Origin of the sequence: Bacillus sp. SLBN-46, from assembly GCF_031453555.1 — a bacterium.
Classification (GTDB): Bacteria; Bacillota; Bacilli; order Bacillales; family Cytobacillaceae; genus Neobacillus.
In genome coordinates, this window is the sequence record NZ_JAVIZM010000001.1 from 4,392,324 (window position 1) to 4,419,098 (window position 26,775).

Consider the following 26,775-nt stretch of genomic DNA (forward strand, 5'->3'; position numbering starts at 1 on the left):
GTCTTTCTAATACTTAATACCTTTGTCATTTTATTATACCCATCCTTGCACATTTTGGCTTGGCGTAAGCATTTTTCCAATTTCCTAAAACCGATTATTTACTTAGTGGCAGTGTGACAAAAACATGTGTCCCTTCCCCTATATTGCTTTTAACCCTAATTTTGCCCGAATGAGATTGAACAATCCATTCTGCTATAGAGAGCCCTAAGCCAGATCCTTCTATATGACGGCTTCGTGATTTATCACCACGATAATATCGATTAAAAATATGAGGCAAATCCTCCTTCGATATTCCAATCCCTGTATCCACTATTTCGATCATTGCACGTGAGCTCTTAATGCTTCCTTTAATAAAAACAGAGCCATTTTGCTTTGTGTATTTAATGGCATTATCAATAAGAATAACAAACAGTTGTTTTAGTCTCTCTGTATCTCCAATTATTTGAATAGGGGCAAGGTCAACTTTTAGGTGAACACTTTTTAATAAGGCCAATGCATTAAAGCCCTTAGCTACTTGACATATAAGTTCATCTAACTGAATGGTTTCTTGTATTAACTGTAGCTGATTGGAATCAGATCGAGCTAATGTTAGTAAATCTGAAGACATCTTGGATAAGTAGTTAATTTCTTGTATAGCCTGATGAATGGTCTCACTTTCCTCTTCAATTGAATTGTCAGGATGGCGAAATAAGTGTTCAAGATTTAGCTTCATAACAGATAGTGGAGTACGCAATTCATGTGACGCATCTGCAACAAATTGCTGCTGCTTTTCCCATGAAAATTTAATAGGTATTAAAGCTTTATTAGCTAAATAAATTCCTGCTAAGATAGCGATAAAAACACTTAAAATAGACCCGAAACAAATCACCATAAGCAAATGGAATAACATCTCTTTTTCTCGTTTAAGGTTATAGATTACTTGAATTTTTTTTACAGGTGCATAGTTTTTATTAGTTGATATTGGTATCGTAATTAAGCGGTAAGAATTAGCTCCAATTGACGTTGATTGCATCCCTTCCGTATTTAAGAATTTAGCAAATTGCTCAGTATCTTTATCGGTTAAAGAGTTGGTAGGTATTACTTTATTCAGTTTCTTACCTTTCTCCCATAACAAATAGACAAGCCGATGATTTTCCTCACGCTCCTGGTTCAATTCCGTCCCCAATCTTTCCCTTTCGTGAAGTAAGTGGTTTTTCTTTTCTAAAACGTTATTATCTACTTGATGATACAAACTATAATGCGTATATAAATAAATCATTGCTCCAAAGGTATTTTGGAGTATAAAGAAAACAAGAGAGTTAGTAATGACAAGCCGGCGTTTTGTTTTTGTAAACATGACTGATTACTCCCTTACCATATAACCCACACCACGAATTGTCCGAATTAGCTTTTCATAACCAAAAGGAGCTAACTTTTTCCGTAAATAATGGATGTAGAGATCCACAATGGCTTCTGTTGTTTCTGATTCTATTCCCCAAACTCTTTCAAAAATCTGGTCTCTCGTTAAAATTTGTTCTTTATTTTGAATTAAATAATATAGCAATTCATATTCTTTAATTGTTAACTTTAAACTTTCTTCTTTTATAAAACCTTCGTGTTGGTTGGTATCAAGAAGAATGGGACCGTAAGATATTTTCCCTTCAATTCCTATTTTCCCTGACCTGCGAAGTAACGACCTGATCCTTGCTAAAAATTCCTCAGTAGCAAAGGGTTTAACAATATAATCGTCTGCTCCAAAGTCTAGTCCCTTCACACGATCCTCAACTCGATCTTTTGCCGTCAGAAATAATGTGGGTATTTGACATCCGTCACGTTTTAACTTTTTTATCAGTGTAAAACCATCCATCTTTGGAAGCATAATATCAAGTGTGATTAAATCATAATCATAGGATGAGGCCATAAGATAACCTTCTTCCCCATCTTCCGCTTGATCCACTTCGTATTGTTCTTCTTCTAATATGGTTGTTATGATCCGTCTTAACGGTAAATCATCCTCAACGACCAGCACACGCAATTTTATTCGCCAACTTCCTTTTAACTGAGTTTAGTATTCTCCAACATCTAGCCTCAAATTAAAGTACAAATGAAGATTTTTATTTATAAAGCGCTCTCTGTGAATTTTTTACACGCTGCTGCTTAAGTTCAGAAGCCTTCATAACTGAACGTTTATTCAAATAATTATATAAATTCCCCATAAATACGCCGAAAAATAAATAAGTCAAGCCTCCAAGCATTCCATAAACAACAATACCTGAAATGGCTGAAATGGCACCAAAAAGAATTTGATTCTTATATTTAGCAGGCGAAGTAGGAGGATCGGTAAGCATAAAAAGTCCAAAAAATATAGTGGCATTGATAAAGGGTGGGCGAAGAGCATCTGCTGCATCACCAACTTGAAAATATCCCATGAAAAATAGCAATACAAAAAAGGTCCCCAAAAAGGCAAACACTTGAGGGAATTTATTCACACGATCGGTAACAATGTAACCTCCAATCAACAGGAACATCATTAGCCACGACGGTAGGTCCCCAAACGCTCCCCACCAGCTATGACCTGTATGAAAAATAAAAACAGATACAAATAACCCTATAGCTGCTGGGTTAAAAATAGGTTTCTTTTTGAATACCAAAAGATGTTTAGACAAGATGGCGATAGCGGCTGTTCCTACCACATACGCCCATGAAGTTGTTATACTCAAAACCAATGAAATAATTAAGCCGGTAATAACAGCTCCATCCTTGCTGCTTTTGCGATTGGTCATCCTGCTATAGAAGAACTCTATAACAAATGCTGCAACAACGGCAATAAAAGCATTTCGAAACCCATTTATTGTTCTGTATCCAATTGATGCGATAATTAAATATGTTATTAAACTAATTGTGACATATCCTTTTGGTGTTTTCATCCATTTAATTGTTCTCATTTATATTCCCCCAGCCCTGATTATCTTTAATTTTGGTGTGATCAGCAACCCCTTAAGACTTAGTTCTTCAATAACCGCTTTCCCCTTCTCTTCACCTAGTAGAAATGCTACAGTTGAAAAAGCATCAGCCATCATCGCAAAAGGAGCAACAATGCTACTGCTTACTAAATGATTGGGCGAAGACTTAGTGTTTGGATTAACTATGTGATGTAAACTTGGAATTGTATGATTCTTTCGCTCATAACTTCCAGAAGTACAGATTGCTTCATTGGAAAGTTTAATTGTTTCAATCAGAAGATCCCTTTGATACGGATGCTGGATTCCAATTTCCCACGGAATCCCCTTTTCGTTCAGCCCACCAGCAAATAAATCACCGCCAGCGTTGATGACAAACCCTTCAAAGTCTATTAGTTCACGAGCAGCTAAATCAATCGCAAATCCTTTTGCTACTGCACCTAAATCTATGACTAAAGGTTTCATTATTGTTAAGGTCCTTGTTGCTTGGCTTAATAAAATATCCTGATAAGTACCTGTTTCAGCAGAAGGACTATGGATCATCGAGCCTGTTAAATAATGACGATTAAATCCGTATTCCTCCATCACCTTCCCTACTGTAGGATCAAATAACCCATTCGTTATTTGAGCTATTTGAAGGGCAAAGTATAGCGGTTCGAAAAGATACGGACTAATTTCAATTGGCCTGCCGACATTTTGACAAGCTTTCATTAATTCACTTGAAGGACTAAATCGGCTGCACGCTTCTTCCACTCGTTGAAAAGCAAGAAATGCACGATTTATTTTCTCTTCGACCTCTTTTTCTTCTTTCCGCGTAACAACCTGTACATCGACCACGGTATCCATATATAATTTTGTTATTCTCATAACTTACCCCACTGTATTTAATGCTTGATTAAGGGCATCTTGAACGGCATCCTCAAATGCTTGCGTACTATACGTTGCACCTGAAACATTTATAACCTGTGCACTTTGATTCTTCAAGACTTCATTAGGTAGCCCCACAATATCGCTTTCCGAATAATGCATAGCAAAATCGCTTATTTCAACATCCGTAATCTTATCGTTTTGAATGGTTACCGTAACATCAATAGAACCCCTTCTATTCAATCCTGTACCAGTGAACGTACCATCTTTATAGAGTTTATTTATTTGAGTATCGCTAACCGAAACACCATTTGGTGCTTTGTTATTTGTTTGTATGTTTTTCGCCACTTGATGAATAGGCTGTTCAATGCTCACTTGATTTTCCGTTGTTAAATAACCAGCTGAGTATACAGCTGCAACTGCCGTGGAACAAAGGATGATCCATTTTTTGTCTATTTCTTTCATAAAGAATCCCTCCTATAACATCTCAATCACCATTCCAAAACAGTTTATCTTAGTAATCTTAGAATTTTATTTGAAAAAGGAAAGGAACCTACCAAAGTTTGGTGGCTCCTTTCCTTTTTCAAATACAAACTATTATACAGTCATTTTCCAGTTGGATAATGCCAACCAGTTTTCTTTTTCTTTATAATCAGGCAATATTTTTCCAACCAGCCTCCAAAAAGACCGGTCATGATTTAAATGCACCATGTGACACATTTCGTGAACAACTACATAATCAATCACACTTTGCGGTGCCATCGCCAGCCTCCAATTAAAGGTTAACTGATGCCTCGAATCACAGGTTCCCCATGTAGTTTGGCTATCTGTGATCCGAATCGAACGTGGTTTTGTTTTAAAGTAACTTTGATATGAGGAGATGCTCTTTTCAACTATTGCTTTACACTGCTGATAATAGAAGCGTTTTAATGCATGTTTTATTTTCTCATCTTCTGGGTACTTCACATATATATGTAATTTATCTTCCTCAAATTTCACGTAATCTTGGGTAATGGTACTGTCTTGAAAAATCTGTATGGGAAAGGTATTTCCTAAATAAAGAAATATTTCACCATGCTCATATACCTTTTCCTGCGGTCCCTGCAGCCGCTCCTTTATTTCTTTTAATCTTTGCTGAATGGGTTCCCAATTTTTCTCTAATAGTTGGATTACCTTTTCATCTGGTGTTCCTTTCGGTGTTTGGACTTCCACATTTCCATAGCTATCCATCGTGATACCCATGGAGGAACGATTTTTGTACTTAATTTCAAAACATATGGTCTTACCTAAGTATGTATGTATCATTTCATCACCTTTTTTACATTACTTAAAAAAATAGTGTCTGTCCCTTAAAAGGAACAGACACTGTTATTATAAACTATATTAGTTTACATCTTAATTTTTTCCATGTATTTAAGGATGCAGTACTCTAGCAGCACTCGTGAATTTTGCTGGGTTATAAGTAGAAATCTTCACCACATCACCAGTTTGTGGTGCATGGATGTATTGTCCACCTCCAATATAAATACCAACATGGTAGGCAGGTGAACCTCTAAATACTAGATCTCCCGGCTGTACTTGACTTGGAGAGATTCTTGTTCCAACCCTTTGTTGGTCACGTGACACCCTTGGAAGATTGATGCCAACTTGACGGAACACATAACTTGTTAATCCAGAACAATCAAATCCATTTGGTGTTGTACCTCCCCAAACATAAGGAACGCCCATATATCTTTTCGCAATAGCAATGACATTACTTGCCGTTGCAGAGGTAGATTCATTAGACACATTTAGAGAAGGTGCAGATTTTGAAGTCTTGGTTCCTCCAGACTGTCTTTGAGTAACCTGTTGCTGAGCTAATTGAGCTTGGCGAAGTTCCTCTTCCTGTGCACGTTTCTGAGCCTCTTCTTGAGCCTGCTGTTGAGCCAATTGATTCTGTTGATTTTGTAATGTACTCTCCGCAGTAGCTAATTCTTTTTGAATTTCTGCTTTATCTTCTTGAATCTTTTTTTGTTCAGATGCTAATTCATTTTGGCTCTTTTTTAATTGATTATACTCTTCATGTAATTTTTTCTCTGCTTCTGTTAATGCTTGCTCTTTTTCATTTAAGCCGTTTAGTAAGGCTGTATCACTTTCCATAATACTCGAGATAGCAGTAAAACGGGTGAAAAACTCAGAAAGGTTATTAGACGAAAGCAAAAGTTCTGCGTATGTAACGATTGATTGTTTTCCCTCTAACTGAATGCTCTTAAGGCGTTCTGAATAGACCTCTTTGTGTGCTTCTAGGGACGCTTTAGATTCTTCAATTTCAGCTTCTGTTTCGACAATTTTACCTTGTTGTGTTTTTATTTGATCGTTTAGTTTCTGACTTTTATCCATTGATTGACTGATTCTGTCATCTAATTGTTGAATCTTGGTTTCAAAATTATCAATTTGGTCTTCCGTTGTATTAATTTGACCCTGGATTACTGACGTTTCCGGACTCGCAAAAGTAGGTGTTACTTGGATCGTAGCGGCAAGAATGGTAGCTGTAACTGTATATTTAAAGAATTTTTTTATCATTACATTATCTCCTCTTGTAACCTATCATTAATTCCAAATTCCTAATATATTACTAGTTTATACTCCAAATGGACTAATAACAATGCAATTGGCAGTAATGTAATACAATTGTAATTTTATGTAGAATAATCTGACAAAATTGTCGACATGTGATGAAAAAAATAAAGCTACCTTGTAGACAGCGCATCTTACATATAAGCACATCCGTTAGGTGATTTAATGGAATACAAATGAAATCGCGAGAAATAAATTGAAGACAAGCCCATATTTAAAACATTACAAACATGGGCTTGTCTTTCTTGAACTTAGTTAATTTTCGTCTTCATCAGCTGATACTATGGTAAATCCCTCAAGTCCAGGTATAGCAATTTTGCGATGACAATCTCCACAGTTTTCAACAGGGAGCGCAGAAGCTGAAAAAAGATCTAGATCTTCCCCTCCGTGATGAATCTGAGAAAGACAGATGTTTGTTGAAGATATACATCTTACAACAAGCTGCCCTTTGGAATTTGGTCCATAGAAACAACACCTTTTAGTCATTTTAGCCATCAATCTCACCTCCTTAATAAATCTCAATAACTATAAGATTCAAGAAAGGATAAAATTGCTTGTATTTAAACCTATAAATAGTCCATTTTGATAGGTTTATTGATAGTTTCTTGTAAATAGGAAAAAGGGGATTGGGGAAGTGGACGCACAAATAAATAAGCCGCTAGACTGTTTAGCGGCTTTTTATACGTTCTCGTTACCCATTCCTTGTTATATATATTAATCTTTTAATAGGTAAAGTATTGATTAAGCTGATGACTTTTCTCACATCAATTATTTACCAAAAAAACGTAAAAATAAAGAAAGGCAGCTCATCATCCTTTCTCACTTTGCAAGTAACTCATTCCATTTCTTAACCAAACGCTTTGGTGCTGCACGCAAATAGGCTTCTTGAATGAGATCCGCCAACTCATCCCAGTCTTGTCCCTCTGGTTTTTGAATAGACACCCAGCCATGATGTCCTATGTACGGGGTTTTGAAAAAATATTCTTTCTGCAGCAATAATTCCTGTGTTTCCTTGTCTGATTTAAACGACAGGCTGAATCCTTTCTCGCTTTCACCTGATATCACGAAGGATTTTCCATTGATTTTAAACGTATTGTGACCGAAACCGTCGATAATTTCAGTAGATTCAGGAAGGGCAAGACAAATGCTGCGCACTTTTTCAAGCATTCCTGCCGTGTTATGTGTTTTCATATTTTCATTCACCTATCGACCATTCTATTTTGCATTCGTATCGGGTTGATGAATTCCGAAAACATTGCCTTCGGTATCAATATAGTATCCTTGCCACGCCATTCCAGGAAGGGCATATTTAGGCATGGCGACCTTGCCGCCATGTTCAAGAATTTTCGATTCTGTTAGATCGTAATTTTCTACTCCCATTGTACAAGCATATCCATTCATTGCTTGATTAGTTTCCGGCGGAGCACTTTGACGCTGCATCAAAGCACCATTAATCCCTGGTTCATTTTCATCGCCAGTCACTGCTCCAAAATAAGGCATGCCCGCATACTCACTCCAATCCTGAAATGACCAACCGAATACCTCGCCATAAAACTTTTTTGCCCTTTCCATTTCACTCACATGAATTTCAAAATGAACTAATCTTCCCATAATGGCCTCCTATTTTTACAAGAATGAATTATTTCTAGGTTGCTTTTCAACTTAGTAGATTCTCTCAGACTTCTCTATTATAGGATATTTTATAGAAAATAATTCCGTCAATATTAAAAAAAGGCAGTTTCCTCCTTTGAAATAAAGGGTTCCGTTTTGAGGTACTTTTCTTAAAATACGTGCCGAAGTGACAGTAAATAAGATGTTCTGTCCTTAATCAAGTAACCAGCAAAAGATAAAATAAGCGGAGATTTTCCGGTTAACTACAGAAGGGAGCTCGTTTCGGAGAAAATAAGGGGAGATTTTCCGGTTATGCAAAGAAAAATCTCTCATTTTCGATTTTTTTGAGTAAATAGGAGGAATTTCTCCGTCTATTTAAGCCTGTTTTAATAATAATTACTAAATAAACGGAATTTTTCCGTCTATTTATCAGCTCGGATGTTCGTAGAAACCTTGATAAATAAAGAAAAAGACGTATGCCAATTCATACGTCAATTCTTGTGTCTTTTAATAAGTAAGCACCCGAAAACGGAACCCTTTACCCTTTGAGAAGGGGACTGCCTTTTTTGCGTTTTACACTATTTTTTCCTCAAAACTTACAGTCTCTTCTCTTTTTCTAGAAAATACATTTGCTAGAGCTTCTGGAAGAGCCATCAATGCCGGAACAAAGATAGGAAGCAGGATAAAACAAAGGATGACCAGACCGGCAATAACAGCTATGGCCAGTTCTGATAAAAGGATGATACCCGAAGGCATCAGTGTGGCAAAGGTGCCGCCAAGGATGATCACTGCTGCTATAATCACACCGCCTATTTGCTTTGAAGCCAACACGATTGCCTCTTTAGCCGGTAATTGTGGATATTCCTTAAACCTCATCATTAAGAATATACTATAGTCTACTCCTAAGGCGACAATGATGATAAAGGAGAAGAATGGTACGAAAGAAGAAATACCTTCAAGCCCCTTCAAATCTATGAAAATATAATTTATAAGGAACATCGCCGCATAGTATGCCCCAACAAGGGATGCAGTAATGAAAACCGGTGTCCAGAAAGATCTTATAACAAAGAACAGTACTAGCAATACTCCGATAATGACGATTGTCGTTGTTTTATTTAGATCTCTGGTCAATACATTATTCATATCGTTTGTTGTCGCACTTGGTCCAGAAGTTCCACTCTTTGCATCTGATAGAGCGGTGCCTTTAAGTCCATCTGAAACTGTTTGATTGATTTTGTCTACGGTTTTTAATGCACTCTCTGAATATGGATCATCATTCAGAACCACCATGAATTTAGTGATTTTTCTATCTTCGGACATGAATGTGTCAAAGGATCTTTTAAAGTCCTTATTAGTCAACGCTTCCTTTGGAATAAAGAAAGTTTTATTCGTATTCAGCTGCGTTAAGTAACCATTCGTTTGTCCCAGACCGTCAGAGATTTGCTTTAAGCCGTTGTTTACATCTGATAGCTTTTCGCCAAAAACGCTGAAACCATTGAGGCCGTCTGCAAGCTGCTGCTGACCAGATTTCATTTGGCCCAATCCACTTGTTACATTATTCATATTGGTTACGATGGTGCCGATTCCTGAGGATGCCTGACCAAGTCCAGATTCAAGTTTTTTCAACCCATCTGCTATTTGCGATAAGCCGCTGCTCATGGCGCCAAGATTTTTATTAGCTGTCCCAAAACCAGCAGTTACTGCATTATAATTAGCATTTAATACTTGAATTCCTTCAGGTGTGATTTGAATTAATGATGCTGATGTCTCATCAATTTTCCTCTTCAAATCTACATAGTTTTTATCACTTTGAGACTCTCCATAACTGCTCCCTAATGCCATTACCAAAGATTGCATTTCCGACAACTCCGCTTTTACCCTTAAAAGCTCTTGAGCGGCATATTGATAACTAGAGCCCATCTCAGCATATCCAGACTGCATCTTCCCATAATTTTCAGCTAACAAACCAACACCGTTGCTCATCTTTGAGAGATTTGTTTCAATGGTAGCCATACCGTTAGTGATAGTCTTTGAACTACTTGACCCATCATTTATACCGGTTTGGATTTGCTTCAAACCATTGGTTAAGGCAGCCATACCATCTTGAAGCTTTGCCGTGCCGTCAACCATTTGACTGACTTTGGAAAAGTCAGCAGAACCGAACCCTTCTTGTGCTTCTTTCAATCCATCATGGATTTGATCCACACCACCTTGCGTTTGGGACAAGCCATCCGTAACAGCCCCCATTTGATTATCGACATAAAAACCGTCAATTGGTTTCCCTTGGGGTTGAGTGATGGAAGAAACCTGCTTCACTCCCTTAAGACTTTTCAATCTTTCAGTTATGTTATCAATGACTGCAAGAGAGTCATTATTATCAAGTGCCTTGCCAGTTTCGATGACAACAGTCGCAGGCATCGCCTGGCCTTTACCAAAGTGATCCGATACCAAATTTATCGCTTTTGAAGAAGGGTATTTATCTCCAAGTTCTCCAACGGTATCAAAGTTAAGCTTTTCCTGATGGAAATACACCATTGGTCCGAGTATCAAAAGTATGATGACTATAGATATAATAGGATGCTTAACAGCATAGGAGGATGTTTTCCCCCAAAACTTGTTTTCCTTATGACCAATTACATTCTTAGATGGCCAAAAAAGTTTTTTACCTAATACCTTCATGACAAATGGCGTTAAAGTCAATATTTGAAGTAACAATATGGTTACCCCAATTACAACCACAACACCTGATCGATAGATTGGAGATTCGGCAAAAATGAGCGCAAGGAAAGCAATAAATACAGTGAGTATGCTGTATGCAATTGTTTTACCTGCCGTTTTATAAGTGTTTACGATTGAATCCTCAATCGAATGTCCATGGGATAATTCTTCCTTAAATCGGTTAAATAGAAGGATGTTATAATCCGTACCAATCCCAAAAAGGATAAGGACCAAGAGCATTTGGGTAAGACTGGTTATTGGAAATCCTGCTTTATCAATTAATTGAGCTGCAATTCCCATGGAAACAAGGTAAGAAAAAGCTACAGCCACTAAGGAAATCAAAGGTGTAACGACTGACCTAAATGCAATGATAAGGACTACTAAAATAAAGATAACGGTTAATGCCGCACTCTTTTCGACACCTGCCTGAGATGCCTTCAGATAATCATTATTGATAAAGTCTTCACCGCTAAGATAGTATTCAACAGGTACATGATTCAATTTGCTTTCAATTTGTTTTTGGATATCATCTATTTCTCGCCCTCTTTTATCCAGCTTATAGCTTACCATAAGTGTCGTACCATCTTTAGATACTAGAGAGCTTTTGGCTTCTGGGATACTGAAGGGATCCATGATGTTAGCAATACCAAGCTCTGAGCTGCTATCACGAATGTTTTCTACCGCATCACCGATTTTCTCCATTTCATCATCTAATAGTTTATTTTTATCGTAAAAAACGATAAGGTTGTTCGTCCCTTTCGTTGTATCCATCTTTTTTAAGATACGATCTGCCATTACGGAAGGACTGTCATTACTCGTTCCCTGCTGCCCTTTTTGCCGTAATATGGCATTGATGTCTGGTTGTATGACTGTAAGCACGATCGTCGCAACCAACCATATGGAAAATATGGCCCAGCGGCCTTTAATAATCTGTCTCACCTTGAATCCTCCGTTATTGTAGAAATTTATTTTGTTTTTTCTTGAAAGTACAAAACATCAAAGAATTCATGATTATCCATTCCCTCTGTCTCCATTTTTTCCTTAACAGCCGAAACCAATAATCTCATACCCTCCTCAACAATCTCCTGTTCGTTTGGGTTTAATAGACTTAAGACATCTCCTAGTGACTTATTTGCGATATCCGTTATGTCCTCATTGATTCCTTTTGATAATTCGTTGGAAAGTGAAATCTCCACAGAACGTTTATCATTAGGGTTAGGCGTTTTCACTAGAAGCCCTTTTGAAGTAAGTCGTTCAACGATATCTGAAACCGTACTTTGGGTCATTTTTAGGTTTTGAGAAAGATGTTTAATACTGATTTTTTTATGAGCAAACACTTCGCCTATTACTCTTGCTTGAGGGATAGTGACACCACGCTCTTCGGAATGTTTCTGAAGACTTTTCATCATATAACTTTGTAATAGATCTATAGATTCCCGAATAAAAATGGCTTTTTCCACCATTTACCAACCACCTTCCCAAAAAAATAGCACACGATGTATCCCATAAGATACATCGTGTGCTATCTATCGTAAAATTTTATAACTTATTTGTCAATTAAAAGGTTTCCCTAAGGATCAAGCACCATGGGTTTGCGATTAACTTAGAATTATTTCTTTTGCTTTTTCCTTCATTTCCTTAAATCGTTCATTTAATAGGTTTAGAATCGTGCAGTCGGCCGTAAAATGCATAACGATGGTCTGTATCTCACGTTTATTGAATTTGCCACGTTCATGAATTTTATATCCTCTGCCATTAAGCTTAAACCTAATCATAAAACTGTCAGCTTTCTTTTCTTCTCTCGGGTAGACTTGTAGAAAATGAAGAACTGCCTCTTGGCATGTACAATCGGGATTCATACAATATGAGTCAGCGACCAAAAATAGCTTCCCCATACAATCTAAGGGAAAAAAATCGTTGTCTTGATTGGGGAAAACCTCTGAATAACAAACTGTGACCCCTTGAGCAATTTTACTCAGAACTGCATTCATACTACCGCTCCTTTTTTCATTCGGATTTAACGGCAACTTTCCCATTTATTCTAGTTATTAAATGTATATATTCTTTTCATCACTTTAGTTAGGAAGTTAATATAAGACGGCATGATTGTGGATTTAAAATGGTGAAAATCAAAGGGGAAGATTGCAGGTTTACTAGAATAGAATAGAATCGAATTTACGAAAATATCAATTTAACCAAAATACACTTTTACACTCTCTTCTTTTTTTGCAGTTTCTAAACAGTTTTGTATAAAATCTAGGATTTGTTTTAGATCCCAATTTTGAGAATCACCTTTTTTATATAATTGCTTGTACTCATTCAAAGCCTTTTCAATTTGTTGTATGGAGAAGGTAGACCAGTCTCCTGACCCACTAACTCCTGCATAGTATTTATCGGCCTCAAGTAAGCTGTACAGTATCGTAGCATTATAATTCCCCATGCTAAAACGCGCATAAGCAATTTCTTTTCCTGCCTTATTGACTCCATAAATATCGTGACCCATTATTTATCCTCCTTCAAAATAAAAAATACCAGAAAGTGTAGTGGCAATGGAATCTTTTAAAATATAATAAGTAGCTACTTTGTTTATCACTCCTTTCAGTTTTTTATTAAAATATTTTTAGTTGAAAAGGTGTTTTGGTAGAAAAATGTGAAGATTCAATTAGGAGGTTATTTAGAAAGGTTGGTATAATTCACTAGTTTTTTTGTTTTCATTCTTTAAGGGTTTCATGTATGCAAGGGGTTAAAAAATTGTGGGTAAGCGCTAGAGGCAAAGTGAAGTTTTCAATATAATAATTTCATGAACCGATAAGCTTGTCAATAACCTATGATTCGACAAATTTCGAGTGTTTGCCAAGGGATGCCACAGGGGCGGTACTTTGGGCTTTGCAAGGTCTTCCTCATTATCAGTAAGCCAGCAGAACCGTCCCCTAGGCTCCCCTAGGCACTTAATTTTTACTAATATTTATGTTATCCAAGTACACAGTGGTAGCTGCATTTCCACCGGTGATGTTTCCTAGTTCGAAAACAATTTTTCCATCAGAAAAGGTGTCTTCAGTCATTGTAAAGGTAAAGCTGTACCGCTTTATCTCGCTTGTTAAATCAAAGGTTTGAGTTGGAGCATAGGAAATAAACCATGGATCAGATGTGAGTTCTTTTCCAATATTGATGTTCATTTTTCTAGCTATATCAGCACTTGCATCAAACTCAACCGTATAACTTGCTCCTTTCTCAAATAACAAGTCCTTCTGAAAAACTTGAGGCGAATAGCTTGCCCCCCCAACCTGTGTAATATCAACCTTTAATTTACCATTTTCAGAGGTCATAGTACCTCCAGCATAACCGCTCCACTGGTCACCCCACCAGGCAGACCAATCATCTGTACCTTGATCGAAGGTTCCATTATCAATTCCAGCAGTTTTTGTCGTTTCTGGAACAGGAGGCTCCATCCCCTTAACTTTAAGAACGACATTATCAATAAATACATCATGGGTACCTAATGGTGAACTAGATGATTTTCCTAGTTGGAATTTAATCGCAGTTAAATCATCTGTCGGCATTTTTAATTCAAATGTATACGACTGCATTTGATCTGTAAGTGCTGCCTTTTGATCAAAATATCGATTGTATTGAGCATTCTCAACCGTTACCTCGATATCTCTTGGCTTGGTAGAACGAGCATCAAAGGACACTTCATACGTTACTCCCTTTGCCAGGCTCATGTTTTCCTGTTGAAGCAAAACACTCCACGTTTCATTACCTTCATTTCCAATAGCCACTTTTGCCTCGCCATTATCGGCAGTAATTTGTGCACTTGCATCATAATGAATATAATTGCTCCAAGTATTTAGCCCATCATTAAAGCTTCCATTTTTAAGAGGGAATAAATCTATATTGCCATAATCCACATCATCGGAGGTCTTAATTAATCTTACATCATCTAGATAAACATCCGCAGTTTGCCCTCCAAAGTTAAAAACAAATTGGCCATTCTCATCTGTTACGGTGTCAGGCATCGTAAAAGCGACTGTTTTTTCTTCCATAATAGGTGTAAGTTCTATGGTCTGTGGACCGGAAAAGCTTGTTTTCCCGTCTTGACTCCTAAAATCTACTTGGATGGTCCTCGGTTGATCCGCTCTTGCTTTAAAGGTTGCTTTATAGTCATTTCCTTTTACAAAGTACATTCCTTTCTGGTTAACCTGTACGGCATTGGGATTTGCACCGCCATCCTGAGTGGAAACATGTAATTCCCGGGTTGCCTCATTCACCGAGACGTTTGCTGAAGCACCTGCCGTTACAAAATTCCAATAAGTCATTCGATCCATACTGCCTTGGTCAAACGTCCCATTATAGACATGATTTCCATCTGGAAGCGGCTGTTTCGCGGCATCATAATCTTCAGGTAATCCTGTAATATCTTCCACACGAACATTTCCGATCCATACAGGGCTTGTCCCATTTCCACCTAAGTTAAACTCAAGTCTAGATTCAAGATCTGTTTCATTTAACATATCAAACGTAAATCCATAGGTTTGAACTTGGTCACTAAGCATAAAGGTTTCTTCATTGGAATATTTGGCCCATCCTCTTGAAGCCCCAGCTCCAACCTTAACCATCATATTTCGGGCAGTTGCAGATTTCGCATCAAAACTTACTTTATACTTTCCACCCTTGCCAAGTGAAAGGTTTTGAATCTGCTGTAGGGAATACAACTGCGTCCCAGGATTATCAATCGTAATTTTTGAAAAATTAACCCCATTTATTGTGTCCTTACTAACTGAGCCTGAACCACCGAAATCCGGTAGATGGACAAAATTCCAATAAAGCGGATTCAAATCAATATCCGACTGCGCAATGTCTGTAACTGGTTGTTCGTATTGATTATCATAGATTAAATTGCCATCTGCTAAAGGTTGTTTTGCATTATCAGGTAAAACAACTGGCTCTAGAGCAGGTTCAACTGGTTCACGGTAATCTCTCTTCTTCAAATCATATACACGGACATAATCAATCTCCATTTGGCTTGGAAATTTGGTCGTGGCATCAGGATCGCCATCAAAATTACCACCCACTGCGAGGTTCATAATTAAGTAAAATTCCTGGTCAAATGGTGCTGGGAAGGAATATTTTGCTGCATTATCTTTTCCTTTGGAGTACCATTTATTTTGAGTTTCATATAGCTCTCCATCCACATACCATCGAATTTCTCCCGGCTCCCATTCCAGCGCATACGTATGCCACTTATCTACTCCTCTTTGTTTTGGCAATGTATATTCCTTACCGATAAATTTGTTATTTGGCCAACTCTCCCCGTAATGGATCGTTCCAGCCACCGTATTTGGTCTGCTTCCCCAGCCCTCGGCAATGTCAATCTCTCCTGAAGCAGCCCAAGACCCATATTTATCATCTTCTGGTAGCATCCAAATCGCTGGCCATAGACCTTTACCAGTTGGCAGCTTTGCTTTTATTTCATAGCGTCCATACTTTTTACTGTAAAGGTTTTTTGTTTTTAACTTCGCTGATGTATATTCGTATGTGCCTAATTCGTCCGATACCTGCTCTTTTTTTGCTTTAATCACGAGCTTGCCGTCTTTTACATAGGAGTTTTCTTTAGAATCCGTATAATATTCCTTTTCATTGTTACCCCAGCCAGGCGTAATTGCCTTTCCTTCGCTATCTTTCATCCAGTTCCCAATATCATAGCCCCATTTGGTGTGATCAATCTCTGTTCCATCAAATTCATCAGACCAAACAAGAGACCATTCAGATTTGTTCGAGTGGTTCAGCTCAACCTTCTCATTTTGTGATAGCTTACTGCTTGCTTCAGCTGCCAATAGGTTTCCCGGTATAAGCAGCATCGCACTCATAATAATCGCTAATTTTTTCTTCAACCCTTTCCCTCCTTTAATATTCTTATGGATTATAAAGTTTAGTTATTTACTCTATCACCTCCCTTGTGAACAATCTGTAATTTAATAAATTCTTATCTACCTTTCTATCACTAAGGTAGTGATGGAATGCTCTTGAAGCCTTACATCTGTAAACTCTCCTTCTAAATCTATGGTGATTGATTCTGACAGATCACTGGGATTCATAATGACAACAGCCAGTGACCCATTTACATTTCTAAAGGCTGTTGCCATTAATGTTTCCGACTCTAGTTCAAATCCAACTCTCACCGCATTTGGCTTAATATATTTACTAAAATGACCTATATAATAGTAGGAACTGTTATAATGGATTTCACCTGTTTTTGTATCGATAATGATAGGTGCATCGCAGTAATTACCCACATGATTAGGTCCTCCCTCTTCATTGAGAACCAGATTCCAATCAATCCATCCTTCTAACCAATTATTAAGATCTCCGATGATGTTACGAGCATAACGTTCACCGGTATGCCAAGCGCCTAGTTGAACACCGCCTTCAATACAGCCTTCTGTAAATATTAAATGTTTATCTGGAAACTCCTGATGAATTTTCGATAGGTTCTCAAACTCCTCTGAAACATACCAATGGATTCCTGTCCCCCAAATATATTTAGCGGCATCAGAATCTGACAATATAGTAGTTGCACGTTCGTAGGCGACGTCTCGATTATGATCCCATATAATAATTTTCTTCTCTTGCAGTCCCTCTTGCTCCAAGGTAGGTCCTAAGTAATTTTTTACAAAATCTCTTTCTTCCTCTGCAGTGTACCTGCATGAATCCCAGACTTGAGTTGCTTCAGGCTCATTTTGGACAGTAACACCCCATATAGGAATTCCTTCTGCTTCCATCGCCTTTATATATTTTGCGTAATACATCGCCCAAGCAGAAAAATACTCTGGCTTTAGCTTGCCGCCATGATTCATCTCATTATTTGTTTTCATCCATGCAGGCGGACTCCACGGGGAAGAAAGAAGGGTTAATTCTTGGTCTCCTTCTTTCATGGCATCTTTGATTAAAGGCAGGACATATTTTTGCTCCCGCTCAATAGAAAAGGTCTTTAGCTCAGCATCATTTTCCTCAACATACGTATAGTTCCCCAAAGCAAAATCACAGCTATGAATATGAGTTCTTCCCAATGTATATCCGAGGCCAGTATCTTTATTAAAATAGCTCTCTATCACTCGTTTTCTACCCTCATCTGGAATTTGTGCAAGTGTGTAGGCTGCTGCCTCTGTAAAAGCACCTCCAAAACCCATAAACGTTTGGTATCTTTCCCCTAAATTAATTCGTAGAATAGTAGTTCCATGTAAGGGGACACCAGTGGTAACCAATGGTGTTCCCTTTTCTATAAATCGTTCACCTGTGTTTTTAGCCGTTTGTATGACTTTTACTTTCACCAATACCATCCCAATCTATTTAGTCTAGGTAAACTTCGATTCTATTGATTTCTCCCGTTCTTACCATTTGAGCGTATGGAGCTTCAATACTTACATTATTGACTGTAACTGCACCGTCTTTACTATAAAGAATATACTTTTTGGTTGAAACACCATCGATTCCAAACGTATTTTTTCTTTTAGGATTATAATAGGTTACTAGAGTTCGTCCTAAGAAAGAAAATTCGACTCTTCCCCTCTCATCAAATAACCAATCCGGTAAAATCGGCTGCAGACATAATGTAAGATTCGCTTCTTTCTCAGAAAACACTTCTTTCCCCATCATCATCGTCTGCCACATAGTCAGAAATTCGGCTGTTGTTCCACTAAGTCTTGCCACGAATCCCTGTCCATGAACTTTCGGATCAGGATTTACACTGCTTGCAATAAAGGAAGAATTCTCTAATACACTTCTCCCATATACTTCAGGATTCATAAACGGTGGAAGAGCGTACTTTATGTCTTGAAAGAATTCCTCATAAAGCCCTGCTTTTAACACGCCAAGAAGATATTTAAATTCCATGTGCATAAAGATGGATTCACGTTCAAGCCACCCAGGTGTGAAAGCTCTTGAACGACCAATTTCATAGGTTTCCATTTCAAGTGATGCAGAGGTTTTATACATATGCAGTTTGGAATCAAAGATATCTGATTCTCTGACTGCCTGATACATCTTTCTAGCATTTTGAGATGAAGTTGTTTTGAACGCTCTTGCTGGTCCTTCAAGAAAATGAGGAAGAATGTTTACCTTAAAGCCATTTACCTTTACATAAGGAAGCCCTTGTTCATTGGTCATCTCCACCCCATTTTCCCCTAGGATTTTTTCAAAGCTTGTAGCTTCATAGTAAAGATAAGTTGGAATAAGGCCATTACCTAAATGGATAGCTCTCTCGATACCTTCATCTACTTTTAGAAGGAGTTCCTTCGTAAAAATTGCTAGTTCTTCTAATGAAAGTGAGACTTCCTCTCCATTAAAGCCATCTCTTACTTTTTCCCGGTATTGTTCACGGGCTGTTGATACATAATCCCAATACTGAAAATGATCAAACTCTTGCTTGTTGAATTTCCCCAATCCTTCCACAACAGTCAGAAGCAACTGATACACTTCAACTGGCAGAGAAATCCGCTGGCTTTCTGTTTTACAAGTAGTTAAATTAAACTCTAGAACCCGTCTTAATTCGAGAGTTTCACTTAATGCTGAACCCAATAATCCTGGCAAGCCGTTCATTGAATCATTCCAGCCTGGTTTATTCGCTTCCATTTCAATGCCCATTCCCAACGGGTCAAGGGTTGCAAACTTAACAAGTCCGAGCGTAAATAATTTGCTAAATAAATTTGTTGTATACTCTTCTCCCGTATGAGACTTTAACCAATTACCTGTTTGCTCATGATGCGCTTCAACAATCGCGTTATATTGTCGTACGGACTTGTCTTTTAGCACATACTTTTCTGAACGCGGCTTAACATAAACAGGACTTGAGAAGTACCTATAACTATCATCCTCAAATAATAGCTGACTTCTCTTTTCCGGATAGATTTTTAAAAAGTTTTCAATTAAATCAAGGTTGTAGGTCCAGTGATCCATCCAGTACCCTTCCCCAAATTCTGCCTCAACACTTTGCTTGCTCCTCGTAAGTATGGTTTTTAAAAACTCTGGCAAAGAAGTGGTCAGGGACATTTTTCGGTCGACTATGGTTTGCAATAGGTCCCCAGGTGTGAAGGCTCTTTGTAGCTTCTTTAAGATGGACTCATAATCGGAAGAATGTTCAAATAGACCCTGCAGCCAATCTAATTTCGTTTTTTCTTCAAGTTCAAAACTTGACCCTTTGACTACGAGTGGATTATACCCATCTGCTTGAATGAGACTCATGAATAATTTAATATTGTAATCTCCTATTTCAGGATGGAAAAACACATCATTTCTTCGGTTTTGGTTTACATCCCGGAAACTTCCATTCCCCTGGGAGAAAAACTCCGGAGCAAGGGAGAAAAAGTTGTAGTCTCTTTCTAAATCTCCGTGTTTACGTGAAAATACATAATAAACAAATGGAGCATGCTCTGTAGGAAGGAGGACTGGGTATCCGCCTCGTAAAATATTATCCAAATAACTTTGCTGACAATAAGCATCAAATAATGGATTGTTTGTCTTTGTATAGATGTCATTTGTCAAATCACTAACTAGTTTATTTGCCTCTAGATATTTTCGCTCCATATACTCCTTTGATGTTATTTCCTTTGCTTTCTCATTGATAATTTCAATGTCCATAACATGTCCGATAAGCGTGTAAAGGGTAGCATGCTCTCCTGGATTTAGTTCCTTAGAAAAGCCGGAAAAACCAGAAGGTACCTTATTAGCTGTAATAGGTTTACTAGAAATAATCGTATCAATCGACTGGGCAGCAAATTCCGTCGGATACGTCTTAGAAGTGTTAAATCCATAAATCAGGTCTGCATCTACAATAGGTTCCAATAGCTCGCCGTTATTTAAAAAACTCAAATAGAAATGCCCTTTCGTTACTTCTTCTACTTCTGCTGTATCATTTGTAGAAGACCTGACACGGTAATAAGGAATTTTCTTATCTAGATTAAAAACATCCATCCAGCTTTTTAGCGTATTTCCTACTGCTTTATAGGCGGCGTCTTCAACCCCAAACGGTATGATGGAAGCCAAACCATCCACTACCTCCAAATCTAAAGTACGGTCAGAAATATTAATCAGTTCAACTTTACGAACCAGTCCGGCGTAGTTTTCATTAGGCATTGTGAAATAGGTGACTAGAGTTTTTACGCCGTGTTCATTATTGATTTCTTCTAGTTTTAACTCGTTTTCCTTTATAAACATTCTTCGTGTTGGGTTTTCAGAGGGTTGATAGGTTGTAAATGGTTCAAAAATGATTTCTCCGCTTGAGTCCTTCACCTTTATAAAAGTACGAAACCCGTTCGTTGAAACTCGTTCATATGCCTGATTAGCTGGATAAAATTCTGTAATTGCATTATTTTTATCCTTTATTCCAAAGCTAACAATTCCCTGACCGCGGTTGACATAAAAAGACCACATGGGAATGCCGTATAACCCAGCTAGACCTGGAAGAAAACTAGAAAATGGTTTTGCCTTATCAAATTGTTCGATAACAAAATATTGTTCTTCATTAAATCGGTAGTTAACCATATTTCTGCACCTCGATGTAATTTTTAGTAGAATTAACAAACTGAAAGCGTAATCATTTATTTTTAAAAGGATTTTTCCTTCATTCTTATTGTATCGTTGAAAGAAACTCTTCTTTAGATAGTGAATTTTGTATCAGGTGTCAATATTTTAGAAACAGGACAAATGTGTTTGGAAAAGGTTTTGAAAACAAAAACAGATGAGCAAAATCGCTCACCTGTACATTTTTTGTTCTCTATATTCGGTTGGAGATACTCCTTCAATTTCTCGGAAGACTCTCGTAAACTGTTTTGGATTTTTATACCCCACCATTTCACTGATTTCAAACACTTTTGTACTCTGAATCTGCTAATAATTTTTTAGCATGATTAATCCGTATCATTTTCAGGTAATCGACAAAGTTTTGATTCGTATACTCTTTGAACATATGGCTGAAATAAGAGTAATTAAGAGAAATATAATTGGATACAACAGCAAGATTTAAATCCTTTGAAAAGTTTTCTTCTATATAGCGTAATGCCTTATCCATATATTTTTGTTCTGAATAAACTTGTCTTAGCTTTTTATGGTATTCATGTAAGCGAAGCAACAATTCTTCAACGTCACGATAATACTCATGAAAGTTTTCAAAGTTGTAAATATCCTGGATCTTCTCATAAAGATATGTAACATCACTAGACTCTTTTCCAAACTTAGTAATTGTATTTTCGAAAATAATGTGGTTGATTTCTTTACTGAGTGCTTCCATATACGTAATATTATTTTTTGCTATTTTATCATAGTCAAGGACCTTTAATAGGTGCAATTTTATTTCTTGCTCCCGTTCAGTTCCTATCATATTAACGACCTTTTTTAGTATATCTACAGGTATAGTTAAATTAGTAGGTTTTCCTTTTACATGTTCATAGAATACAAGCTGATTTGCCGGAAAAAGGAAGTGATATTTAAGAGAATAGATTGCCTCTATATAACCCTCCCTTAAAGCATTTAATTTCTGCTTCTTTTCACTTACTCCTATCGAATAGCTAAAGTATCTTTGTTTACCTAAGAACTCATTTAATTCAACGAACATATTATCCTTTGTTATAACCACAACATGCTCATCTTTATCTAGAAAACAAATGACATCACTTCTATGCTCTGTCTTGAAGAAATCTTTAATTCTTCCGAGCAGAACCTCGCCATCAATTTTTTTACAATTTTTCACAACACCAACATAGTACCCCTCCAGATAGGCTTCTATTTGCATATTGCTACATAGGTCTACAATTTTTCCTTCATCAAGGTTGGGGTTCAATAACATATAATTTAACTGATTTGCTCGAAATTCATCTAGGTGCTGGAATGCCATCTGATTATTGACTTTAAGTTCGTTTAGGATATCTTCCAAATCTTGATAAAGCTCATGGCGTTTCACTGGTTTTAAAAGGTAATCTTTCACCCGACATTTAATCGCTGCTTTGGCATATTCAAAGTCATCAAAGCCACTAAGAATAATAGTAGCTGGCATAGGAATCTCCATACACTGAATCTGTTTGATGAGTGCAATACCATCCATCCTCGGCATTTTTATATCTGTAATTAAGATGTCAATCTTATCATTTTGAATCTTTTCCAAGGCATCCATTCCGTCAAATGCCGTTTCAGTCGTAAAAACATCTAAAAATTCTCTATCAATCATTGCCTTAATTCCCAAACGAATCATCTTTTCATCGTCAACGATTAAAATCTTATACATTGCGTCCCGCCCCCTTGATGCTTCTATATGGCAGTTTAATTATGACAGTAGTTCCTTCGCCAAGAACACTGATGACTTCTATTCCATAATCATTTTCCATAGTATAAAGTAATTCTTTCGTTTAGATTTCTAAGTCCAATTCCATTTCCTTTTCCCTTATCCGTTTCGGTTATTGGATGGTCAGAGGTCATTCTATTGTGTAAGCTGGCTGTTTGTTCCATTGTCATTCCAACACCATTATCTTCCACTTCTATAAATACATGTTCCTCTTCTATTCTAGCTCTAACTTCAATGATCCCAGGCCCTTTTAATAAATTTGGTCTTATCCCGTGTTTCACTGAATTTTCTATAATAGGTTGAAGAGACATCTTTAAAACTTCTTGTTCTTTTAGATCAGGTGGAACCTCCACTTTAAGCGTTAAACCTCCATCCAACCGCAAATCCATTATATTAATGTAATTTCTTATGTGTTCAATTTCCTCTTTTAACATTACTACATCATTTTTCCATTTTAGGTTATACCTCATCATCTCACCTAAAGAGGTAACTGAATCTGAAATCTGATAATTACCCTCTATTTCAGCCATCATCTTTATGTTCTCTAATGTATTGTATAGAAAATGGGAATCAATTTGAGTTTTTAAGGCACTTAGCTCTGCTTCTTTTTTAGCAGCCTGTTTATTGACTGCTTCTGTTATTAATTCATTTATTTTATTTAACATATTACGAAAATGAGTAGCGAGCTGTCCTATTTCATTGTGATCACTTATATCCACATTTACGGAAAAATCTCCTTTTTCTACTCTCTTCATTGATTCAATCAATTCCATCATTCTTTTTAAAAGGAATCTAGTTAAAGCATTGGTAAGCAGGGATAAAATAATGATTAAAACAACAATCCCTACTAAAACCATATATCTTGTCTTAGTAATTTGTTTATAAATACCTTCTAAAGAAATCAAATTTAACATATAGGAGTCTATCCCATCAATGTAAACGGATACAACCATATATTCTGTGTTTTCATTTTTAAAAAGAAAACTATTGTTTGTCTTTTTCTTATTTGCTTCAAACGATTTCTTTAAATTTGTTAGATTGACTTGCTTTTCTTTCAAGAAGTTATTATAGGGATTTTGAATGATGTTTCCTTTGGCATCTATTACAATCATTTCAGAAGTAGGCTCCTTAACGGAGCTAAACATTTTCGGAAAGAAATTGTAAAGGAGCATGTCTACTTCAATAATGCCTAGATGCTCATCTTTAGGGTATTCTATTTCTCGTAATAAAGAGATTTTAGACTGATTTTTCGAGGTTTGCCTGCCAAGAATATCATGATCCTCTTCGAACCACCATAATTCAGTCCCATTAAGGGCATTCACCTCATTCAGCCAAGGCTTGTCTAAAATTCTTTTTTCCCGAAATAAAATGGGCCACATCTCGGTGATATAAGGATTGGAAGTATAGACATGAATATTTTCTATAGTAGGGTTGTTAAACTGCAATTTACTAACATTGGAGATAGATTTCGTATTAAAATCTATTAAATCACTAATATTTGTGTCATTGCGGTATTTCACATAATCTATAAATGAACGATCTGCAACGATCATTTGAGCTGTTCGTCTTATGGTTTCAATATTGTTCAAGATATGAATTTTTTCAATTTCTAACATGTGTTCATTTTTGTTTTCAACATCTTTTAATGCACTATCGAAAAGTTGATGGGTATACCTCAGGGTAAAGGTCATAATAGGAATCATAATGATAATAATATATAAACCGACTAATTTTTTTTGCAAAGACAATCGGTCTATTAACAACTTTAGCCTATGAATAATGGAAAATGCCATGATGATCCCCCTGAAGTTTACTATATTTCTAGTATAATTTTTTCACACCTGAAAACAAATGATTTTCTAAAATAAATAAAAAAATGCAAACAGAGACTCCCCCTTTTGGGGTCAGCCTCTGTCTGGATTATGATTACTTACTTCCAACTTCTAACTTCTTCTTGTTTGCTTCATACATTTCTTGCTGGTATTTTTCAACCTTATCTAAACCGTAAGAATCACGTTTCTTCAGGAAGTCTTTAAACATTGAATCGAACTCTTTATCTGACTTAGCTAGTAATAGTTTTGGTAAAGTTTTACCCCATAATTGGGCAATTTTGCTTGCTGCAATCCCTTCTGGTGATGTTCCAGTAGGGCTGATACCGTCGAATGCTGCAAAGCTAACTGTTTTTCCTTTTGTCCAGTCTTCCATTTGTTTAGCTGGCTCGGCAGTTGGTGGAGCCCAATCAAGGCTCAGGTTGGTATCCATTAACATCCAATATTTAAATGAAGCGCCGTACTTTTGGTCAAATGCCGCACGATCCTTGTTTAATAGATCTAGTACTTCTGGCTTAAACTCAGGTTTACCGTTCACCATATCATAGGTAAGACCTTCTTTACCCATGTATAAATCCTTTTGTCCTTCTTCACTAATTAAATAACTTAAGAATTTAATGGCTCTTTCCTTGTCCTTAACATTCTTAGAGATTAACGTAACCGTCCATCCTGAAATGCCGTCTCCTGCAAGGGTAGGCTCGTCACCTTTGGTATTCTTAGGACCATCTACTGCAATGTAAACAGAATTTGGATCTTTTGCATATAATGCCTGTTCTTGTGCTGCAAGGTCACTGCGCTGATATAACATAGCAAAATATCTGCCTTGCGCAATCTTTTCTTCCATTTGAGGGCGTTTATCAATAAAGATATCTTTAGATAAGAGTCCTTTTTCATTTGCTAATCTGAACGTCTTTAACCAGCGAAGGTATTCAGGATCCTTAGTACGATCATAAAGTTTTCCGCCTTTTTCCATTGGGATAGCTAAGAAATTCTGAAGATATCCTTCTAAAGAAGTATTACCTACATCAGTAAATTCATTTAATCCAAATGGAATAAGTGGTGCACCATTTACAGTTGGATATTTTTCTTTTGCTGCTTCAAGCGCTTTTAGGAAGCCTTCTGGTGTACTCATGTCAGGACTACCGATAGCTTCATACATATCTTTTCTTACTAAGAATGTTTGGTTTGATGGTTTAAGGTCTTTATACTTTTCGAAATCCTTTGGTGACGAAGAAGCATTTGGATAACCATAGGTATTTCCGTCTTCCTGCTTAAACCACTCAATCTTAGTTGGGTCTGTAACTTTAACGAAGTATGGATCATATTGATCTGCTAGTTCATTTAAAGGAAGTACAAGCTTTCCTTCAATCATTTTCTTAACTGCATCTTCCCACCAGCCGAGTGTGATGAAATCTGGCAGTTGACCTGATGCAATCATTGTATTCATTTTTTCTGCCTCATTCCCCGCTGGAGAGATGAAGTTGACTGATACACCTGTTTTATCTGTTACATATTTTGAAACGGCATCATCACCCCATTTACCAGTAAACCATGAAAAGTTTACATACCAATCAAAGGTAATCGGTGATGTATCTTTCTTCCAACCTGGCTCATCAGCCGAAGCCGTTGTTTTATTTACTTTCTTCTCCTTCGAGGAAGCGGTTTCATCCGTCTTCGAAGAACATCCAGCTGTCATTACAGCTAAGAAAAGTGCTAAAACTAGTGTTAAAATGAAACTTTTAGACCAAAAATTCTTTTTCATGCTGAACCCCTCTCATCATTTTGTCTTTTTGTAGGGCGAAACAGCTGCCACTCTTTCTATTTAGTCCCAGACTATCATTCAAATCGATACCCTTCATTATATCTC

General features: G+C 37.0%; 21 protein-coding genes. All 21 read right to left on the bottom strand.

Annotation, left to right across the window (positions count from 1 at the left end; genetic code table 11):
• Positions 1 to 94 precede the first annotated feature (94 nt).
• The 21 genes from QFZ87_RS22430 to QFZ87_RS22525 all read right to left on the bottom strand — a co-directional run bounded on the left by QFZ87_RS22430 (position 95) and on the right by QFZ87_RS22525 (position 26,670).
• Positions 95 to 1,336, bottom strand: a complete 1,242-nt coding sequence (locus QFZ87_RS22430) for a sensor histidine kinase (protein WP_309866436.1) — start codon at positions 1,334 to 1,336, stop codon at positions 95 to 97.
• 6 nt (positions 1,337 to 1,342) lie between these two features.
• The gene (locus tag QFZ87_RS22435; RefSeq protein ID WP_309866439.1) at positions 1,343 to 2,014 is read right to left on the bottom strand and encodes a response regulator transcription factor; all 672 of its coding nucleotides are present in this window, start codon (positions 2,012 to 2,014) and stop codon (positions 1,343 to 1,345) included.
• 79 nt (positions 2,015 to 2,093) lie between these two features.
• Positions 2,094 to 2,924: an RnfABCDGE type electron transport complex subunit D gene (locus QFZ87_RS22440; protein WP_309866441.1), complete on the bottom strand. Its 831-nt coding sequence runs from the start codon at positions 2,922 to 2,924 to the stop codon at positions 2,094 to 2,096.
• Complete coding sequence (locus QFZ87_RS22445) at positions 2,925 to 3,806, bottom strand: FAD:protein FMN transferase (protein WP_309866444.1); 882 nt, start codon at positions 3,804 to 3,806, stop codon at positions 2,925 to 2,927.
• A 3-nt stretch (positions 3,807 to 3,809) separates the two neighbouring features.
• On the bottom strand, positions 3,810 to 4,271 hold the full coding sequence (locus QFZ87_RS22450; protein ID WP_309866447.1) for an FMN-binding protein: 462 nt from the start codon (positions 4,269 to 4,271) through the stop codon (positions 3,810 to 3,812).
• A 132-nt stretch (positions 4,272 to 4,403) separates the two neighbouring features.
• On the bottom strand, positions 4,404 to 5,111 hold the full coding sequence (locus QFZ87_RS22455; RefSeq protein ID WP_309866449.1) for a M48 family metallopeptidase: 708 nt from the start codon (positions 5,109 to 5,111) through the stop codon (positions 4,404 to 4,406).
• A 108-nt stretch (positions 5,112 to 5,219) separates the two neighbouring features.
• Positions 5,220 to 6,368, bottom strand: coding sequence for a C40 family peptidase (locus QFZ87_RS22460; RefSeq protein WP_309866454.1), 1,149 nt, complete (start codon positions 6,366 to 6,368; stop codon positions 5,220 to 5,222).
• Between the two features lie 309 nt (positions 6,369 to 6,677).
• Positions 6,678 to 6,917, bottom strand: a complete 240-nt coding sequence (locus QFZ87_RS22465; RefSeq protein ID WP_309866458.1) for a hypothetical protein — start codon at positions 6,915 to 6,917, stop codon at positions 6,678 to 6,680.
• Between the two features lie 324 nt (positions 6,918 to 7,241).
• Positions 7,242 to 7,613 carry an MmcQ/YjbR family DNA-binding protein gene (locus QFZ87_RS22470; RefSeq protein ID WP_309866462.1) on the bottom strand — a complete coding sequence of 124 codons (372 nt, stop codon included), beginning with the start codon at positions 7,611 to 7,613 and terminating at the stop codon, positions 7,242 to 7,244.
• A 24-nt stretch (positions 7,614 to 7,637) separates the two neighbouring features.
• On the bottom strand, positions 7,638 to 8,033 hold the full coding sequence (locus QFZ87_RS22475) for a VOC family protein (RefSeq protein WP_309866465.1): 396 nt from the start codon (positions 8,031 to 8,033) through the stop codon (positions 7,638 to 7,640).
• A 573-nt stretch (positions 8,034 to 8,606) separates the two neighbouring features.
• Positions 8,607 to 11,690, bottom strand: a complete 3,084-nt coding sequence (locus QFZ87_RS22480) for an MMPL family transporter (protein WP_309866468.1) — start codon at positions 11,688 to 11,690, stop codon at positions 8,607 to 8,609.
• A gap of 26 nt (positions 11,691 to 11,716) precedes the next feature.
• On the bottom strand, positions 11,717 to 12,214 hold the full coding sequence (locus QFZ87_RS22485) for a MarR family winged helix-turn-helix transcriptional regulator (protein WP_309866471.1): 498 nt from the start codon (positions 12,212 to 12,214) through the stop codon (positions 11,717 to 11,719).
• Between the two features lie 135 nt (positions 12,215 to 12,349).
• Positions 12,350 to 12,742: a hypothetical protein gene (locus QFZ87_RS22490; protein WP_309866474.1), complete on the bottom strand. Its 393-nt coding sequence runs from the start codon at positions 12,740 to 12,742 to the stop codon at positions 12,350 to 12,352.
• A 200-nt stretch (positions 12,743 to 12,942) separates the two neighbouring features.
• The gene (locus QFZ87_RS22495) at positions 12,943 to 13,254 is read right to left on the bottom strand and encodes a hypothetical protein (protein WP_309866477.1); all 312 of its coding nucleotides are present in this window, start codon (positions 13,252 to 13,254) and stop codon (positions 12,943 to 12,945) included.
• A 445-nt stretch (positions 13,255 to 13,699) separates the two neighbouring features.
• Positions 13,700 to 16,642: a carbohydrate binding domain-containing protein gene (locus QFZ87_RS22500; protein WP_309866480.1), complete on the bottom strand. Its 2,943-nt coding sequence runs from the start codon at positions 16,640 to 16,642 to the stop codon at positions 13,700 to 13,702.
• A 96-nt stretch (positions 16,643 to 16,738) separates the two neighbouring features.
• The gene (locus tag QFZ87_RS22505) at positions 16,739 to 18,082 is read right to left on the bottom strand and encodes a glycoside hydrolase family 30 protein (RefSeq protein ID WP_396133983.1); all 1,344 of its coding nucleotides are present in this window, start codon (positions 18,080 to 18,082) and stop codon (positions 16,739 to 16,741) included.
• Between the two features lie 16 nt (positions 18,083 to 18,098).
• A complete protein-coding gene (locus QFZ87_RS22510) occupies positions 18,099 to 21,287 on the bottom strand; it encodes a cellobiose phosphorylase (RefSeq protein WP_309866486.1) in 3,189 nt (1,062 codons plus the stop codon).
• A gap of 210 nt (positions 21,288 to 21,497) precedes the next feature.
• Entirely contained in the window at positions 21,498 to 21,596 is a 99-nt protein-coding gene (locus tag QFZ87_RS24980) for an AraC family transcriptional regulator (RefSeq protein ID WP_396133984.1), read from the bottom strand.
• A gap of 10 nt (positions 21,597 to 21,606) precedes the next feature.
• Complete coding sequence (locus tag QFZ87_RS22515) at positions 21,607 to 23,022, bottom strand: response regulator (protein WP_309866489.1); 1,416 nt, start codon at positions 23,020 to 23,022, stop codon at positions 21,607 to 21,609.
• An 89-nt stretch (positions 23,023 to 23,111) separates the two neighbouring features.
• Positions 23,112 to 24,821 carry a sensor histidine kinase gene (locus tag QFZ87_RS22520; RefSeq protein ID WP_309866492.1) on the bottom strand — a complete coding sequence of 570 codons (1,710 nt, stop codon included), beginning with the start codon at positions 24,819 to 24,821 and terminating at the stop codon, positions 23,112 to 23,114.
• Between the two features lie 184 nt (positions 24,822 to 25,005).
• Entirely contained in the window at positions 25,006 to 26,670 is a 1,665-nt protein-coding gene (locus QFZ87_RS22525) for a type 2 periplasmic-binding domain-containing protein (RefSeq protein WP_309866495.1), read from the bottom strand.
• Positions 26,671 to 26,775: the final 105 nt, after the last annotated feature.

Coding starts and splice junctions, on each gene's coding strand:
- QFZ87_RS22430 (WP_309866436.1), bottom strand. CDS start 1,336: ATGTTTACAAAAACAAAACGCCGGCTTGTCATTACTAACTCTCTTGTT.
- QFZ87_RS22440 (WP_309866441.1), bottom strand. CDS start 2,924: ATGAGAACAATTAAATGGATGAAAACACCAAAAGGATATGTCACAATT.
- QFZ87_RS22445 (WP_309866444.1), bottom strand. CDS start 3,806: ATGAGAATAACAAAATTATATATGGATACCGTGGTCGATGTACAGGTT.
- QFZ87_RS22450 (WP_309866447.1), bottom strand. CDS start 4,271: ATGAAAGAAATAGACAAAAAATGGATCATCCTTTGTTCCACGGCAGTT.
- QFZ87_RS22455 (WP_309866449.1), bottom strand. CDS start 5,111: ATGATACATACATACTTAGGTAAGACCATATGTTTTGAAATTAAGTAC.
- QFZ87_RS22460 (WP_309866454.1), bottom strand. CDS start 6,368: ATGATAAAAAAATTCTTTAAATATACAGTTACAGCTACCATTCTTGCC.
- QFZ87_RS22465 (WP_309866458.1), bottom strand. CDS start 6,917: ATGGCTAAAATGACTAAAAGGTGTTGTTTCTATGGACCAAATTCCAAA.
- QFZ87_RS22470 (WP_309866462.1), bottom strand. CDS start 7,613: ATGAAAACACATAACACGGCAGGAATGCTTGAAAAAGTGCGCAGCATT.
- QFZ87_RS22475 (WP_309866465.1), bottom strand. CDS start 8,033: ATGGGAAGATTAGTTCATTTTGAAATTCATGTGAGTGAAATGGAAAGG.
- QFZ87_RS22485 (WP_309866471.1), bottom strand. CDS start 12,214: ATGGTGGAAAAAGCCATTTTTATTCGGGAATCTATAGATCTATTACAA.
- QFZ87_RS22490 (WP_309866474.1), bottom strand. CDS start 12,742: ATGAATGCAGTTCTGAGTAAAATTGCTCAAGGGGTCACAGTTTGTTAT.
- QFZ87_RS22495 (WP_309866477.1), bottom strand. CDS start 13,254: ATGGGTCACGATATTTATGGAGTCAATAAGGCAGGAAAAGAAATTGCT.
- QFZ87_RS22510 (WP_309866486.1), bottom strand. CDS start 21,287: ATGGTTAACTACCGATTTAATGAAGAACAATATTTTGTTATCGAACAA.
- QFZ87_RS24980 (WP_396133984.1), bottom strand. CDS start 21,596: ATGGTGGGGTATAAAAATCCAAAACAGTTTACGAGAGTCTTCCGAGAA.
- QFZ87_RS22515 (WP_309866489.1), bottom strand. CDS start 23,022: ATGTATAAGATTTTAATCGTTGACGATGAAAAGATGATTCGTTTGGGA.
- QFZ87_RS22525 (WP_309866495.1), bottom strand. CDS start 26,670: ATGAAAAAGAATTTTTGGTCTAAAAGTTTCATTTTAACACTAGTTTTA.